Annotated in this window: 13 protein-coding genes; 10 read left to right on the plus strand and 3 right to left on the minus strand. The window is 56.0% G+C overall.

What is annotated here, in order from left to right; genetic code table 11:
• The first annotated feature begins 3 nt into the window (after nucleotides 1-3).
• Nucleotides 4-1,044, plus strand: a complete 1,041-nt coding sequence (locus HALA3H3_RS02775) for an XdhC family protein (protein WP_082116803.1) — start codon at nucleotides 4-6, stop codon at nucleotides 1,042-1,044.
• Here HALA3H3_RS02775 and HALA3H3_RS25920 read toward each other — a convergent pair.
• Nucleotides 966-1,925 carry an AraC family transcriptional regulator gene (locus HALA3H3_RS25920; RefSeq protein ID WP_022519655.1) on the minus strand — a complete coding sequence of 320 codons (960 nt, stop codon included), beginning with the start codon at nucleotides 1,923-1,925 and terminating at the stop codon, nucleotides 966-968. The two genes, HALA3H3_RS02775 and HALA3H3_RS25920, sit on opposite strands and share 79 nt — an antisense overlap.
• 167 nt (nucleotides 1,926-2,092) lie before the next feature.
• Between HALA3H3_RS25920 and HALA3H3_RS02790 the strand changes: the two genes are divergently transcribed.
• The 5 genes from HALA3H3_RS02790 to HALA3H3_RS02810 all read left to right on the plus strand — a co-directional run bounded on the left by HALA3H3_RS02790 (nucleotide 2,093) and on the right by HALA3H3_RS02810 (nucleotide 8,286).
• The gene (locus HALA3H3_RS02790) at nucleotides 2,093-3,151 is read left to right on the plus strand and encodes an aldo/keto reductase (RefSeq protein WP_022519656.1); all 1,059 of its coding nucleotides are present in this window, start codon (nucleotides 2,093-2,095) and stop codon (nucleotides 3,149-3,151) included.
• A gap of 97 nt (nucleotides 3,152-3,248) precedes the next feature.
• Nucleotides 3,249-4,406, plus strand: coding sequence for a tyrosine-type recombinase/integrase (locus HALA3H3_RS02795; protein WP_022519657.1), 1,158 nt, complete (start codon nucleotides 3,249-3,251; stop codon nucleotides 4,404-4,406).
• Complete coding sequence (locus HALA3H3_RS02800) at nucleotides 4,399-6,015, plus strand: hypothetical protein (protein ID WP_022519658.1); 1,617 nt, start codon at nucleotides 4,399-4,401, stop codon at nucleotides 6,013-6,015. Before HALA3H3_RS02795 ends, HALA3H3_RS02800 begins: the two co-directional genes overlap by 8 nt.
• Complete coding sequence (locus HALA3H3_RS02805; RefSeq protein ID WP_022519659.1) at nucleotides 6,012-7,868, plus strand: site-specific integrase; 1,857 nt, start codon at nucleotides 6,012-6,014, stop codon at nucleotides 7,866-7,868. Before HALA3H3_RS02800 ends, HALA3H3_RS02805 begins: the two co-directional genes overlap by 4 nt.
• Nucleotides 7,855-8,286 carry a TetR family transcriptional regulator gene (locus HALA3H3_RS02810; protein WP_022519660.1) on the plus strand — a complete coding sequence of 144 codons (432 nt, stop codon included), beginning with the start codon at nucleotides 7,855-7,857 and terminating at the stop codon, nucleotides 8,284-8,286. The genes HALA3H3_RS02805 and HALA3H3_RS02810 overlap by 14 nt, the downstream gene beginning before the upstream one ends.
• A 136-nt stretch (nucleotides 8,287-8,422) precedes the next feature.
• On the opposite strand, the gene HALA3H3_RS02815 is transcribed toward HALA3H3_RS02810, so the two are convergent.
• The gene (locus tag HALA3H3_RS02815; RefSeq protein ID WP_022519661.1) at nucleotides 8,423-8,644 is read right to left on the minus strand and encodes a helix-turn-helix domain-containing protein; all 222 of its coding nucleotides are present in this window, start codon (nucleotides 8,642-8,644) and stop codon (nucleotides 8,423-8,425) included.
• Nucleotides 8,645-8,746: 102 nt separating this feature from the next.
• Between HALA3H3_RS02815 and HALA3H3_RS02820 the strand changes: the two genes are divergently transcribed.
• Both HALA3H3_RS02820 and HALA3H3_RS02825 read left to right on the plus strand, forming a co-directional pair.
• A complete protein-coding gene (locus tag HALA3H3_RS02820; protein ID WP_022519662.1) occupies nucleotides 8,747-9,361 on the plus strand; it encodes a hypothetical protein in 615 nt (204 codons plus the stop codon).
• A complete protein-coding gene (locus HALA3H3_RS02825) occupies nucleotides 9,358-10,380 on the plus strand; it encodes a DEAD/DEAH box helicase (protein ID WP_022519663.1) in 1,023 nt (340 codons plus the stop codon). Before HALA3H3_RS02820 ends, HALA3H3_RS02825 begins: the two co-directional genes overlap by 4 nt.
• On the opposite strand, the gene HALA3H3_RS02830 is transcribed toward HALA3H3_RS02825, so the two are convergent.
• A complete protein-coding gene (locus HALA3H3_RS02830; RefSeq protein WP_022519664.1) occupies nucleotides 10,351-10,620 on the minus strand; it encodes a hypothetical protein in 270 nt (89 codons plus the stop codon). The two genes, HALA3H3_RS02825 and HALA3H3_RS02830, sit on opposite strands and share 30 nt — an antisense overlap.
• Nucleotides 10,621-10,622: 2 nt before the next feature.
• Between HALA3H3_RS02830 and HALA3H3_RS02835 the strand changes: the two genes are divergently transcribed.
• A complete protein-coding gene (locus tag HALA3H3_RS02835; protein WP_337589068.1) occupies nucleotides 10,623-11,405 on the plus strand; it encodes a bifunctional helix-turn-helix transcriptional regulator/GNAT family N-acetyltransferase in 783 nt (260 codons plus the stop codon).
• A 750-nt stretch (nucleotides 11,406-12,155) separates the two neighbouring features.
• Entirely contained in the window at nucleotides 12,156-15,302 is a 3,147-nt protein-coding gene (locus tag HALA3H3_RS02840; RefSeq protein WP_022519772.1) for an ATP-binding protein, read from the plus strand.
• The last annotated feature ends 16 nt before the right edge of the window (nucleotides 15,303-15,318 follow it).

Here is a 15,318-nt window from a genome sequence, read left to right on the forward strand (position 1 = left end):
ACCATGTATCTGGAACACGCACAGGATGTCCTTGGACAGTGGCTCGACTGGCGCAGAGAAAGCAAGACCGCTCTCGTTATCGTGACCGCGACGGAAGGGGGCGCCGTGCGCATGCCAGGCGCCCTGATGGCCGTGTCCGCCACGGGTGACCGGTGTGGCTACATTTCAGGCGGCTGCATCGACGCGGATGTGGCCCATCATGCTCGGCAAGCGCTTAGCACGGGGCGGGTTAAGCGCCTGAGGTACGGCAAGGGCTCACCGTTCATCGATTTGCCGCTACCCTGCGGTGGGGCCATTGACGTTTGCGTACTTCCCAACGCCCAGCCCAGTGTTCTGCGTGCCTGCCATGATCAGCTCGCCTCGCGCCAGCCGGTAACGATCACGCTTTCTGACTCGGGCTCGCTCGGATTGGGGCATGTGCCCACCCCAGGCGCTCTGTCTTTTCAGTACATACCCAAGCTTCGCCTGCGCATCGCCGGGCGCGGCGCCGATAGTCTGGCGCTTGCCCGGCTGGCGACGGCAAGCGGCATCCACACCGAGCTGCACCTCCGCGACGCTGCCGAAGCCCAGGATGCCCACCGATTAGGCACCGGCCGTGTCACGTTATTGACGGTTCCTTCGGCGCTTCCCAAGCTGGACGATGATCCATGGACGGCGTTTCTGCTCGCCTTCCATGACGTGGACTGGGAGGAAGCCCTACTCGCCCAGGCGCTTAAAGGCGCCGCCTTCTATATCGGCGCCATTGGCAGCAAAGCTACCCATGCGCGGCGCTGTGAGAGGCTTCAGTCAATCGGTTTTACCGAGAGACAGACTCACCGCATCCGCGGGCCCGTCGGATTGATACCTTCCATGCGCGACGCTTCATCGCTTGCCGTGTCCGTGCTCGCCGAGATCGTAGAAGCCTATCAACGCAAGGTGCGATCCCCCTTAAGCTCGACCGCGATTGCTTGCCTGAGAGTTTCGGCTCAAGCAATGGATCCGGTCTCCGGTGAGCTATCGGCTTCGGCCTGTAGCACCCTGTCAAACGAAGCACCCCGGGCATAACGGGCAGGCGGAAGCCCGACATGACGGCTAAAGGCGACACTAAAGGTGCTGGCGGAGCTGTAGCCAACCCGTTCGGCGACGTCAGCGATACTGGCTTTTTCTCTGCGCAGCAAATCCTTGGCCAAGGCCATGCGCCAGGCGAGCAGGTACTCCATTGGCGCCATGCCCACCGCGCGACCAAACCGCTCGTAAAATGCGGAGCGGGAGAGTGTCGCTTCATTTGCAAGCTGTGCAACCGTCCAGGGGCGCTCGGGACTCTCATGTATCCGGCGGATCGCGATCGCAATCCGCTCGTCGGTAAGACCGCGCAGTAGCCCGGGCGAGGTGTCCGTCGTACCGACAGAGCGAAGGGCCTCGATGAGCAGGACTTCCAGCAGGCGTTCCAGAACCACATCCCGCGCCGGCCGTTGCGCACGCGCTTCATCGCCGACGAGTTGCATGAGAGTGGCCAGCCGATCCACTCCCCGAACATGTACAAGCTTGGGGAGCAGCGACGAGAGCAGAGCCGCATCCGGGGAGCGAAAGACACAGTAACCCACCAGAAAGCGGACATCGGGAGAGTCGTCTGGGTTGCCGACCCTGTGTTCGCCATCGGGTAACACGATGGAGGTATGAACGATGTCTTCGGGGGTCGTGGGCGAGTGGCTCGACATTGAGAAGTTATACGCGGAGGGGAGGAGCACGAAATCCCCCTCTTCGAGGGCGATCTCGTCGTGCCCGTCGGCTTTGAGACGGCATGCTCCCTCAAGAATGGCGCAATAGAAAGGGCGCCCGACCTCTGTGCGGAGCACTCTCCAACGACCGGCGCCGCTACCCCGTTTCGAAAACGGGGTAGCGGGTTGAAGGAGCGTGACTACCTGGGCAAGCGGATCGAGCAACACAGGACACCTGCAAACTAAATACGGACGATTTATTGTAGTGCATCCTGTTTCGGCTTGCCATACTCGACTCATGGCAGATGCCAGAAGCGCTCTGCAGCGGGGATCTCTCCCGCGACTGTTGTGAACATGATTCACCTGCACCGTTGCCATCATACGAGGAGAGCACCATGCAATATCGTCAACTTGGCCGTACCGGCATCCAGGTCAGCCCCTACTGCCTGGGCACGATGATGTTCGGGAAAATCGCCAATGCTGATCACGATGAATGCGTCGGCATGATCCACAAGGCACTGGATTTCGGCATCAACTTCATTGATACCGCCGATGCCTACAGCCAGGGCGAATCTGAAGAGATCGTTGGCAAGGCACTGAAGGGGCGGCGAGACGATGTCGTCCTTGCCACCAAGGCTTCTCTCCCGATGGGGGACGACCCTAACCGCCGGGGTGGGTCGCGGCGTTGGCTGACCCGCGCGGTCGAAGACTCGCTGCGCCGCCTGCAGACCGACCACATCGACCTTTATCAGATTCATCGGCTGGCGCCGGATACCGATATCGAGGAAACCCTGTCGGTTCTCACCGATTTGATGCGCGAGGGCAAGGTGCGCGCCATCGGTGCCTCGACCGTTCCTGCTTCCGCCATCGTGGAGGCGCAATGGGTCGCCGAGCGACGCGGGCTGGCCCGTTTCCGCACAGAACAACCACCCTACTCTATTCTCAACCGTTCAATCGAGCGGGAAGTGCTGCCCTCCTGCCAGCGTTATGGCATGGGAGCGATGGCGTGGAGCCCGCTGGCTAAGGGTATGCTCACAGGCAAATACCGCAAGGGTGGAGAGCAACCGGACTCGCTGCGCGCGAAATATTTCCCCAAGGCGATGTCCGACGAAGCCAGCCTCGACGCTGTCGAGCAGCTCATCCCGCTGGCCGAAAATGCGGGCCTGTCGTTGACCCACATGGCACTGGCCTTCGTCGTGACGCATCCGGCGATTACATCCGCTCTCATCGGCCCCCGCACGCCCAAGCAACTCGACGATCTGCTCGCCGGCGCGGAGGTGCAGTTAAGCGATGAAATCCTCGACCGGATCGACGAAATAGTCCCGCCGGGCGTTGATGTGGCGCCGCTGGAAGGAGCGGCCTATGTCCCGCCTGCGATCGCCCAGACATCCCTGCGGCGGCGTAATCCCCAGGAGCGGGCGGCCATTGTGCGTGGTGAGCAAGGAGAAAGCTGAAGGCAGTGCCGTGTTTATGCCCTTGTGGCGGAAATCAAAAACAGGTAATTTCATGATTCCCGCTTGCCAAAGTGATATATGCTGCTAGAGTTCCCGCATGGATCTTTTCTTCAGCACGAATAAATTCAAATTAAACGGCCTAAGCTATACAGGCTTTCCAATCCTTATTTCCAAGAATGGGAAAGTTGCTGAGGAAGCGTTGGACTTTTGTATAGCGCACCTGATCAAGCGTGGCAGGGTTCAATCCAAGAAGTCGTGGATAACATACGGAAAAGCGTTGTATCAGTTCTTTGGCTGGTGTGAGGTGAATGGCATTGACTGGCGTGATGTGGGCAATGACCGAGAAGCTACGATACTGGCGGAGTTTCGTGACTGGAACCTGAGTCCCGAGGGTGGAAGCCTTGCCGCCACAACAGTGAATGCACGGCTACGACTTCTCTGTGCATTCTATCGTTATGCCGCCAACTGTGGTTGGGTAACAACTGTTCCGTATGCCATGGAAACGGTAACGGTTAGGCAACCTAAAGGCTTCCTCGCTCACGTCGATGCGAGTGGAGGGAGGCGTACGACCGCAGACGTCATGCTGAAGACACCACGAACCACAATTCGTGTGCTAAGCAAACATCAATCGATTGATCTCCTAAATGCCATCACCAATTCCACGCACAAGCTAATCATGCGGTTGGCACTCACGACAGGACTGCGCCGCGAGGAACTAGCAACATTTCCGCTGAAATATGTGATCAATCCGGTGACTTACACCAAGCACCGTTCGTTCATTCGGGTCAATCTTGATCCACGCGACATGACTATAAAGGGCAATCAGCCCAGAGGGATCGATGTCCCTCGTACTGTCATGGAAGCCCTCTGGCAATACGTCCTGGATCGTCGCCATCAGCACGAGAGCATTTCGGGCCAACCCCAGCCCTTTTTGTTCTTAACGGAATCCGGCCATCCTTACGCGAACGACGGGGCAGCCTTTCTGGGCATCGTTAAGAAAGCTGGGAAGTCTGCAGGTATTCCTTACATCAACGTCCATATCCTTCGCCACACATACGCCACGCACACTCTATACGCAATGATGCAATCTAAGGCCCAAACCCATGCCTTGCTGTACGTGCGCGACCGACTCGGCCATGCCTCGGTCACAACCACTGAGAAATACCTACATTCTCTCTCAGAGCTTGAGGATGCGCTAATGAACGACTATCAAAGTGAAATTGATCTCATAAGCAAGGAGCTCAGCAGTGCCTAGAAAAAAACTCCAGTCAACAGCCTCCCGTCCTGGTAAAGCCGCCAATGATGAAACGCTGGATCTCACTAGCTTGCCTCCGTCTAAGACGGTCGTATCCTTGCCCGAGAATGCGCGGGGTATGCGCAACCTGGAGTTTGCCAAGCAATACGGAAATGGCTGCGATGTCATAGTCTATGCCACTCAACGCGCACTGGATCGCATGGCTAGAGCATGCGCCGAAACCGGCGGAAAAACACTTAGCGCGGCTACTATCGCCAGCTATTATAGAGCCGAGCGGGTATCCTTTCTGCCGTTCTGCGCCACGATGGCATCTGCGCTGGGACGCGAGCTCCGACTGGATGATATTGGCCGTCAGTTTATCGACCATTTCATTGCCTATTTGCTGCAGTCGGGTGGCAGCTTCGCGTATCAGAAGACCCAATACCAAGCCACCAAGTCGGTACTGGTCGCGATGGGACAGTCAGGCTGGATTGCTAAAGACATTTTTCCACGCAATCCCTTTCCGAACTCCAATCGATCAACGAAAGCGCAGGCCGCCCTGAGCGAGCAGGAACGCCGCAGTGTTTTGCGGGCGCTGAAAGCCGATATGGGAGCGATCATCAAGGGAAGTGGTTCGCTAGCCTCTAATGAACTTATCGTCTGTCTACTGGCCATTGCAGCGCGCACGGGGATCAACCCGGCCCCCGCTCTGGAACTTCTAACCGACTGCCTTCAGTCCCATCCTGTCAAGCCAGAAAGATACGTGCTGGTCAGTTTCAAGCGTCGCGGCAACGCCACGCACATTCAAAGCCTACGTCGCGCTGCCGATGTTGAATCGATGGTTTCAGCGCTGCCTGACGTGGCCCGCATCATTGATCTTGTGCGCGAGCGCAACGCCATGCCACGACAAGCGAGTAACTACCCGGAGTTGCTGTTTGTTTACGAGAGCCGAGCCAAGATAAACGCCGGGGAAATGTGCCGTTTGACACAAATAAATCTTGCTGCCGGCATTAAAATATTCATCGCACAGCATCAGATAACCGATGCTGACGGCAAGCCTCTGAAGCTCAACATCATGCGACTGCGCAAGACTTTTGAGAACCGGCTGTTTACCCTATCCGGCCAAGACCCGTTCCTAACAGCAAGGCTCGGTGGCCATACACCGAAGGTGTCCGACAACCACTATCTTGAGGCCCCGGAAAGCGCCGAGAAAGAATGGCGACTCATGGGTGAGATCCGGACCGAAGAACTGTTGGATCAAGGTAAGGTTGCGCCCCTGCCGACCCAGAACACGCCGGTAGCCCGTTGTCGAGACACCTTGAACGGTGAGCGTGCGCCCAAAAATGGCGAGCACTGCCAGAAGTTCCTGGCTTGCTTTCGCTGTCGGTCATTCGTTGTGACGGGGGATGATCTATATCGTGTCTTCAGTTTTTATTGGTTGCTGGTCAAGATGCGCCAGAAAATGGGTGCTAGTGCGTGGAAACAGGTTTATGGCCACATCATCAGGATCATCGACCAGGAGATCACACCACAATTTGATGCCGAACTGGTGGGCATTCAACGACAGCGGGCAAAGGTCGATCCGCACCCCTTCTGGCGCGATCCGGAACAGCTGGAGGGCGTAGCATGAACACAGCTGAATTCCGTGCAGAGCAACTCAAAACTCTTCATGCCATCCAAACAGGAACCATTGATCCAAACGCTGTCATTACCGGCATGCGTCTGGAAGATGGCACCTACCACGTTCTGAGTCGCTTTGGCGATAATGTCTGGACTCTGCCTGACAGCCTTTTCTCGGCAGGAACGCACGATTCCCAGATGAAGCTAAACTTCTTGAGTATTCCTCTGCCGTTTCGAGAAACGCTGCTGACCTGCATGGCCCGCTACATCCTGACCGGCATTGAAGGCCGCAGTCGTCCCCAAGGCAGCACAATCTCCCAGTTTTTCAATAAGGTGACACCTTTCTTAACCTGGCTTCATGACCAGCAAATAGTCCGACTGAGTGACGTGACGCCGCTGATCAGTCAACAATATGTGGAATTCTGCAAAGGACTAAAGGGCAAAAAAGGAAATTCGATTTTAGGTGGAGCACTGAGGGTTCGTTTCGCGGCTGTAGAGACGCTCCATATTCTCAGTCAGCAGTCCGGTGACCCCATGCGCCCCCCCTGGCCGGAATCGTCAGCAAGCCATCTTGCAAGGTTGACTGGGCCAGGCAGTCCTCAGCTCCAGGAGGCGAAGACCGAAATCATCCCGGACGACATCCTGCGGCCGCTGTTCCAATCGGCGGTTGAATGGCTGGATAGAGCCGATGAGATCATCAGTCTCAGTGCGCAGGTAGAAGACTGGAAGTCAGAAGGCCGGAGTTGGTGGTTCATGCAACCGGATTTGAAACAACTCGGCTGGACGTTAAGCGAAATCCGCACAGCGGAGCAACACCTTCAAACGGCGTGTATGTGCATCATATTGATAACCAGCGGTATCCGCGTATCCGAACTGTTATCACTGGAAAATCAATGCGCGTTCAAAACGCTTGATGAAGATGGTGAACCCTTCCACTGGATGCGTGGCACCTCTTACAAGACGGGCGCGGGAGCCTGTGAGTGGCTTGTGGCCGAGATTACTCACCGCGCTCTTACCGTGTCTGAGCGCCTTGTGCGTCCGCTGCAAGCGCAACTGGAGCAACGTATATTCGACCTGCGAACCCAAAACCCTAAGCACCCCGAAATTGCCAGGTTGAGGGGGCATGCCCGTCGCCTATTCCTGGCGGCCACATTGAAAAAGAACAATCGGATTAGAACGCTTTCCAAAGATGCTCCGGTTTCCCGCCTCAATGTGTTTGCTGCTCAGTGTGGATTGGACTGGCACTTTGCGCCGCATCAGTTCCGTCGCACCTTCGCGGTCTACGCGGCTCACAGCGCCTTTGGAGATCTTCGCTACTTGCGGGATCATTTCCAACACTGGTCGCTAGACATGACCACTCTGTACGCTATGTCCCGACTGCAAGATGCCGAGCTTTACGACAGTGTGGGCCTGGCCGCACTGAGCATCAAGACCGATCTTCTGGAGCACTGGCTGGAGCCTGATGCCATTTTAGTAGGTGGTGCGGCCGATCCAATTCGGGCGTTCCGCACAAAGAACGAAGATCTGGCCACCAAGGTGGATCGTGTTGAGATGGCCAAAACAATCAGCCCTCTGGTTCATCTTCGGGCTACTGGAGTGGCGTGGTGTACCGCCGATACAGGAGGCTGCATTGGTGGCCAGGGCGTCGAGAAAACTCGTTGTGCTGACTGTGGCAATGCGGTCATCGATGAGTCACGGAAGCCGGTGTGGCAGGGTATTTATGCTCAGCAAATCGAGTTGCGCGATCTCACAGACATTGGACCTGGAGGAGCCGAGCGGGTCGAGCGTGACATTAAGCGCTGCGAGGCGGTCCTGAAGGACCTTGGGGCAACTGAAGAGGATCTGGCTCATGTCGCAACCTGAAGCACCTAAGCAAGCTTTTACACGGGGCGAATTGACGGCAAAGGCAATACGCCAGGCCATTGTACGGATAGAGAAAGGACGTCCAAAGGTGGTTAAGCCGGGGCGCAAGCTGAGCATCCAGTCTGTGGCTGAGGAAGCTGGGGTCAGCAGAGCAACCATTCACAATAATCACCCTGGTCTTGCAGAACGTATTCGGGAGGCCGGAAACAAGGCTGCCCGAGTACAACGAAATGAGAAGAATACCGAGCTCAAAGAACTGAGAGCCAAGTACAGAGAGCTAAGACAGGAGTATATTTATACCCGCGAACTTAACCAAGACATGGCTTCTGAAATGGCCACTCTGGTCGAGGAGAATCAGCGTCTACGAGCCATCGTGGAGAATAAAAAAGTAGTTGGCTTTCCTTCGAAAAAAGGTTGAACGGGATAACCAGGTAGCATCGATAGCTTCTTCTATTTACCGTTTTGCCAGCGCCACCTCAATCAAGAAACCCAATAACGCATATTCCAATGTAACAGGGCGTTGCCCTGTGCCACTATTCGACTCCTGAATACAATCACCAAGTGTCTTTGGCAGGGAGAAGTGAGGCCGGCTCGCAGCCGAGCACTTCAGCAATCTCATATAGCTTTTCAACGGTGATATTGACCTCTCCCCGCTCGATCCTCCCCATATAGCTGCGATCGATACGTGACCCAAGGGCAACGTTATCTTGGGTGAAGCCTTTTTCCTTTCGTATTTTCCTGATTTTTTTTCCTAGTGCCTCTGCTAGTCCTTCCATACCCGCCTCATTTCCTTTTGAAACGGACTATCCTTCGTTGCGGCCTACCTATCCACGGACTATAATCCGCATTTCGTTTTTTCCTCCCCTACGGTGATGATCATGTCGACCCTTCTTCCTTCGATTGATAAGCGCCTTTTTGAGCTTCTAATAGCACCCGAAAACGCTCGATTCACTATACGCAGCCTCCGTGATCAGTACGCAGACCAATATGTCATACCGGCCAAACACCGCCCTGCTTTGCGGCGATTTATCTACGAGAGAATCAAGAAGCTAATCAACGCAGGTTTGGTGGAGAAGGACCGTGAAAAACGCAAACGCGATCAGCTCTATCATTCCTTGCCTTTAATAAACGGAGCTGGGTTATGCCTTGATGGTGAGAGATTTGAAAGATGGCATAAGCGGCTCGTGCCGCAAGCCGACAATGAAACAGCAAAAGAAACCACCTTCCCAAAGGAACAAGACGATTGTGAACCGAGCACCAATGCTAAAAAGGCTGCTAGCCAATTTGCCTTGGAGAAAGAGCTAAAGGAAACGCAAAGTGAATTTCTTTCTACGCTGGGTGAGGTCGAGGCATTCCGAGAGCTTATGGATGAGTATCCTGAACTTAAGCCTGGTATCGTTGTTGATCATCGTGACGCTTATGACCGGAGTGCACGCTTAATGGGCCGAGTTCGTGCATTAGAAAAATCGCTTCATCGACTGGGGGGTACATGAGCAGGCGTTTGCGTAGATGGCAAGCAGAGTGCTTAGAGCTAGCGAAGATTCACTACTTAAATCATGTCGACTTTTTCGTGCAAGCAACGCCTGCGAGTGGAAAAACCCGATTAGCAGCCGAAATTGCCCACTGGCTCCTTGAAGAAGAGCGTATTGATTTTGTGATCTGCTTTGCGCCAACGAGAGAAGTAGTCGCTGGCATACAACGCACCTTTACTGCCGTATTATATCAGCGGTTTGGCGATACGCTTGCATCGGTAGGGGCTGCCTACACCTACCAATCCATGGAGCATCATCCTGAGGATTTTTGGACGTTATTCACAAAATATCGCACATTGACCATTTTTGATGAGATGCATCACTGCGCAGGCCACGATCCGCTCCTCAGCAATACGTGGGGCCAGAAAATAATTCAACGTATCCAAAATGCGGCCACTTACACGTTAGCGCTATCAGGAACCCCCTGGCGTTCGGATGACTTGCCTATTGCATTAGCTCGCTACAGTAATCCAGAAGGTAAGTTGATCTGCGATTATCGTTATGACCTCCAAACGGCTGTTTACGATGGCGTATGTCGCTTGCCACGCATTACGCTAATCGACAACCCACTGATCCGCTTGACCGAAGAAACAGAGAATACAGCGTCGGTAAGAGCTTTTTCATCTTTTCAACAGTTGCTTGGTGAGTCGCCAATCAGCTACGAAGACCTCTTACGACACGACGATGTCCTGAATGCTGTGTTAGACCTAGGCATAGACCGACTAAACCAGGAGCGGAGCAGCGTGCCAAATGCTGGTGGCCTAGTTGTTGCGACAGACATTGAGCATGCCCATCAAATTGCCGCGCTTTTGCATTTCAAAGGCGAAAGCCATGTCGTCGTGAACAGCCAAACACCCAAGGCACATCAGCTGATTGACCAATACCGACATAACAGTATGCGCTGGATTATCGCGGTAAGCAGTAAGCGTTCATTCCAAGACGTAGTTGACCTACTTCACGTCCCGGAGAGGTCTCAATAACTCCGGCGAGACCTTGTACTGCTTCCTGCCATCCTCATCCAGCACGATCACGCTCTTGCGGTTGATCTTGGTGACAATCCCCAGCACGGGGCCTTCCCGGCTCTCGAAGGTCACTTTCAGGCCCACCCGCAACTGGCTCAGCGCCTGGAGGTTCTCCCGGTCACGCAGTTCATCAATTCGCCGGCAGATGTATTGATTCAGTTCCAGCAACTGGTCGATGCTCATGTCGTCAATGCGCATGACTGGCGCATCGGCCGATGCTTACCAGCTCGGATATTTGCCGGGAGCTGGGGCTCAATGCCGGTTACGTGAGCCGGGTGCTGAAAGGCTTCGAGAAGAAGGGGCTCATCACCAGGATCCCCTTGCCCTCCGATCGCCGGGCGGCGCAACTGCAATTGACTGATCATGGGCGGGAAACTTACCTGCCGTTGAGTGATGCGTCCCAGCGCGAAGTTGTTGCCATGCTCAAGCGGCTTTCGGAGCCTGAGCAACACCAGTTGATCGAGGCGATGCATCAAATTGAGAGCCTGCTTGGCGATACCGATTCGAACTACCTGCTGCGCGACCCGCAGCCGGGCGATATGGGATGGATCGTCCATCGGCAGGCGGTTCTTTATGCCCAAGAGTACGGCTGGAACAGTGAATATGAAGCACTGACAGCAGACATCGTCGCCAAGTATCTGCGTGATTATGACCCGCAATGGGAACGGTGCTGGGTCGTCGAGAAGCAAGGAAGTGTCGTTGGTTCCGTGTTCGTCGTTAGGGAGGACGAAGCGACCGCAAAGCTGCGGTTACTCTATGTCGATCCCTGCGCCCGAGGTCTTGGAATAGGTGGCCGTCTTGTCGATGAATGCCTAAGATTCGCCCGCCAAGCTGGCTATAAAAAAATCATCTTGTGGACCAACAGCGTTCTTATTGGTGCGCGAAAAATCTATGAAAGGGCGGGTTTCGAACTGGTTGAGGAAACGCCCCATCACAGCTTCGGCAAGGATCTTGTCGGTCAGGTGTGGAGCCGTGAGCTGTAGTACCCACGTTGCGAAGCATCGCTTTGCCTAGGTAAAGGCCGTATGCCGGACAACAGGGGGCGAGCGCAAACCTTTAAATGATATTGCTAATTTGCCACCGTGGCTCGGCAAGTTGTATGCGTTCAATGACCCAATCCACGAATGCCCGCACGTCAGTATATGTAAAATCTGCACGTAAAGAACGTAAATCATCTTATGCGATACGCCGATTTCCTGGGCTGGCCTGGAAGGCCCCTGAATAACCAGGATTACCTCCAGAATGGATAGCACTAGTGGGAGCCAGTCGAGAAGATAAATCGTGTAGTAACGGCCTTCAGTACCATCAAAATCATAGGCAATAACAAACGGGGTGAGTCTTTTGGCTATCTAATTGCCTCTTTAATGTTGGTTTTAGCGCTACGCATGACCGTCAGCCATAGCTGCATCAAGCTTTTTCTGCTACTGATTCTATTCTACCAAATTCCAGTTAGTATCTGGCTATATTATGAGCCGAATATAAACCATAATCGGCTCATCCTGTGAGCTGAATGGGCGAGGTGGTAGGTCTATGTATTTCTGCTCATCTTTCCTCAAAACTAGTGCCGCTTGCTCTGCACTAGCTCGTAATCTGCTAGGCTTAGTTCCATCTAATACTAAAAAACCATAGGCTTGCACAAAAGCTAGCCAGTCTTTGCACGCCGATTTTTCATGTAAAGCGTGATGCAGTGCCATGGTCGACATTTCCCGCGTGTTCGAGAAAGGAAGGCAATCATGATCGCTCCCCAAGATGGGCGTTTGCGGCTGGATCGCCAGCGCTTGAAGCAGCACCGCAAACGGCTGGGCTTTAGTCAGGAGGCGCTGGCCGAGTACTGCTTCGACCAGCGCCTATGCGTTTCTATTGCTTCGATTAAACGGGCCGAGAGTGGGCGGGCGGTGCTTTATCGCACCGCTCGCCACTTGGCTGAGATCTACGGCGTCGAGGTTGAGGCGTTGTCAGTGGATGCGGAAGAGGCCGCCGCTGTGCCTGCCGCTGATAGCGAGGAGATGGAAAGCGCGCGTGTCTTGATTCAATTGCATGCCGTGGTGGCTGACCAGCCAACCCTGGCGACCTGGGTTCAGCATTTCGGCGGCAGCCTGGCGGAAGAAGGGACGGCTCTGTTTGGGCTGCCCCGGGCTTACCGTAGCGATGCCCAGCGGGGCCTGTTGTGCGCCGCGACCCTGGTGGAACAGGGAGTGGCGAAGGTCGTATATCTCCAGGCTGGCCAATGGCCGTCCGCTACGCCCCCTTCGATAGCGGAGGAGCGGAGCGGTGTCTGGGTTGAGCGCGGGGTGGCGGTGCAGTTGGCGGAACGCTTTATCTTCGATGATGAAGGCGGGGATTGGCTGCGCTACCGCCATCCCCGAGACGAATCTCAGGAGGCCCGCTTCGAACTGGTAGGGCGCCGGGTGCAGTTGGGGCAGCTGCAGGCCATTTTAGAGAGTACCTGTGACTATCAGGCTGGCCATCTGATCTATATTCGCGGCGTGGCGGGCATCGGCAAGACGCGTCTCAGCGCCGAGTTTGCCGAGATGGCGGCGGCGCATGCCGATCATCATCAGGCCGAGGTGTTGGACTTCGGCACGCGTGCCGATGAAGGCCCGTTGATGCAGCTGACTCGTTCGCTGCTTCAAACGTCCGATGAGACGAAAGGTGAAACGATAGACGAAGCGAGCCTGCTCGCTCGCCTTTCGGCGCTGCGTTTGCCCGTGGATCATGCCATGCTGCTGCGCCCCTTGCTGGGGCTGGCTCAGCCAGAGGATGCGCAGCGTCTCTATGCGGCCATGACCCCGGAGACCCGCAGCCAGCGTTTGGTTCTGGCACTGCGCGACACTCTCCTGGCGCGGTCTATTCATCGCCCCCAATTGCTGGTGGTGGAAGACCTTCACTGGGCCGATGAGGCGCTGCTGGGAACCCTGACTGGGCTACTCCAGGAGACCCTGGAAGCGCCGGTGATCTGGCTGTTTACCTCACGCTTAGAGCAGGACCCACTAGAGACCCGTCTAAGGCCACAGTTGCCTGAGTCGCCGCTAACCCTGATCGAACTTCCTCCATTGCGCCCCCAAGAGGCCGAGGCCCTGGTAGCCAGCTTCGGAGCGGTTCCCACCGAGCATGCCTCCCGCCTTGTCACTCAGGCCCAGGGCAATCCGCTGTTTCTGACTCAACTGCTGCTGTTTCATCCCCACTGCAGCTTGCCAGCCAGCCTCGCTAATCTGGTACAGACCAAGCTGGATCAGCTCACCGATCTGGATCGTCGGGCCATGTGCGTCGCCGCCGTTATGGGGCAGCGCTTCTCCCTAGCGTTGCTGCAGGAAGTGGTGGGGCAGGCCGATTATCGACCTGAACTCCCCCAGCGCTACAGTTTGGTACGCCCGCTGGAAGAGGGGAGCTATCGCTTTGTGCATGACCTGATTCTGCAGGGCATCTACGAAGGGATTCCAAAAATACAACGCGACCGCCTGCATCTCCGGCTGGCCGAGCTCTATGGTGAAACGGAACTGGGGCTACGTGCGCGCCATCTTCACCGTGCACGTTCCCTGGAAGCACCGAATGCGTTCCTGGAGGCGGTGGCAGCGGAAATGCTGCGTTATCGGCATGAGGAAGCCATGGCGCTGCTGAGACAATGCCGAGCCATCGATTATGCGCCGAAGGATGAGTACCGGTTAGTGCTGCTGCAAGGCCAAGTGGCGATGGCGACCGGGCGCATCCAGGCGGCTCGCGAGCACTTCGAGACGGCGCGCACGTTCGCCCGAGAGGAGTGTCAGCGCATTACCGCGGATCTTTGGCTAGCCCGGGTGCTGAACATGCTCGATGCCCTAGAGGCAGAAGAAGCGATACTCAATGGACTGTTGCCCCTGGCCGAGATGCTGAAAGACCCTTTGCCCCTAGCTGAAGTGCTTTATCTAAAAGGTAATCTCTATTTCCCCCGGGGCGATTTTGCCACCAGCCGGGCCTACCACACTCGGGCACTAGAGCAGGCCCGATTGGGTGGCGATGTGCATACCGAAATCCAGGCCCTGAGTGGGCTGGGCGATGCGCATTATGCCGAGGGGCAGATGCGCAGCACCTACGAGCTTTTCGACCACTGTGTGGCACTCTGCCGAACTCACGGCCACGCTGACCTAGAGGCCTCTAATTTGTTCATGCTGGGTACGGCTCGTCTTTATGCTAACGAGACCGAGGCGGCGTTGGCCGACTGTTTCGATGCTGCTGAGCTGGGCAAGCGTGTTGGCAATCGGCGTGCTGAAGTGGTGGCTCGGCTAACGGCGTCTTGGGTTCTGATTTCCCAGGGCAATCCCGATGCGGCCGACGAGCAGGTTACACAGGCGCTGGCAGTGGCTCGCGGCCTGGGGTCAGGGCGCTTCGAGGCCTTTCTGTTGGAGAGCCGTGCCCGTATCGAGCTGATCACCGGACGACAGGCTGAGGCGCGAGCCAGTATCGAGCGTGCCTGGCAGTTGGTGGAACAGCACCGTCTGACGGCCTTTATTGGCCCTTGGGTGCTCGGCACTCGGGCGCTGTTGGAAGAGGATCCAGAGGCTCGCTTGGAGACGCTGCAACAGGGTGAAGCGTTGCTGGATGCTGGCTGCGTGGGGCACAACGGCTACCGTTTTTTGGTCACGGCGGCGGAGGTTAGCTTGCTTGACCATCGCCCTTCCGCAGCCCGCCACTATGCTCAGCGCTTGACCCAGCTGATGGCGGCGGAGCCCTGTGCCTGGGGCGAGCATCACCGAGCGCTGATTGAGGCTCACGCTGTTTGGTTGGAGAGCTGCGAAGAGAACGGCGAGTCTAGCGCTCTGGAAGCTTTACGGGATTGCTGGCGCCAGGGCGAAGCGGCTGGTCTGCTGATGACGATGCCTTGTCTGGCTGCCAGCCGTTACTAGTCGTCGCGCGTTATCT

The sequence above is a fragment of the Halomonas sp. A3H3 genome (assembly GCF_000982975.1).
Classification (GTDB): Bacteria; Pseudomonadota; Gammaproteobacteria; order Pseudomonadales; family Halomonadaceae; genus Vreelandella; species Vreelandella titanicae.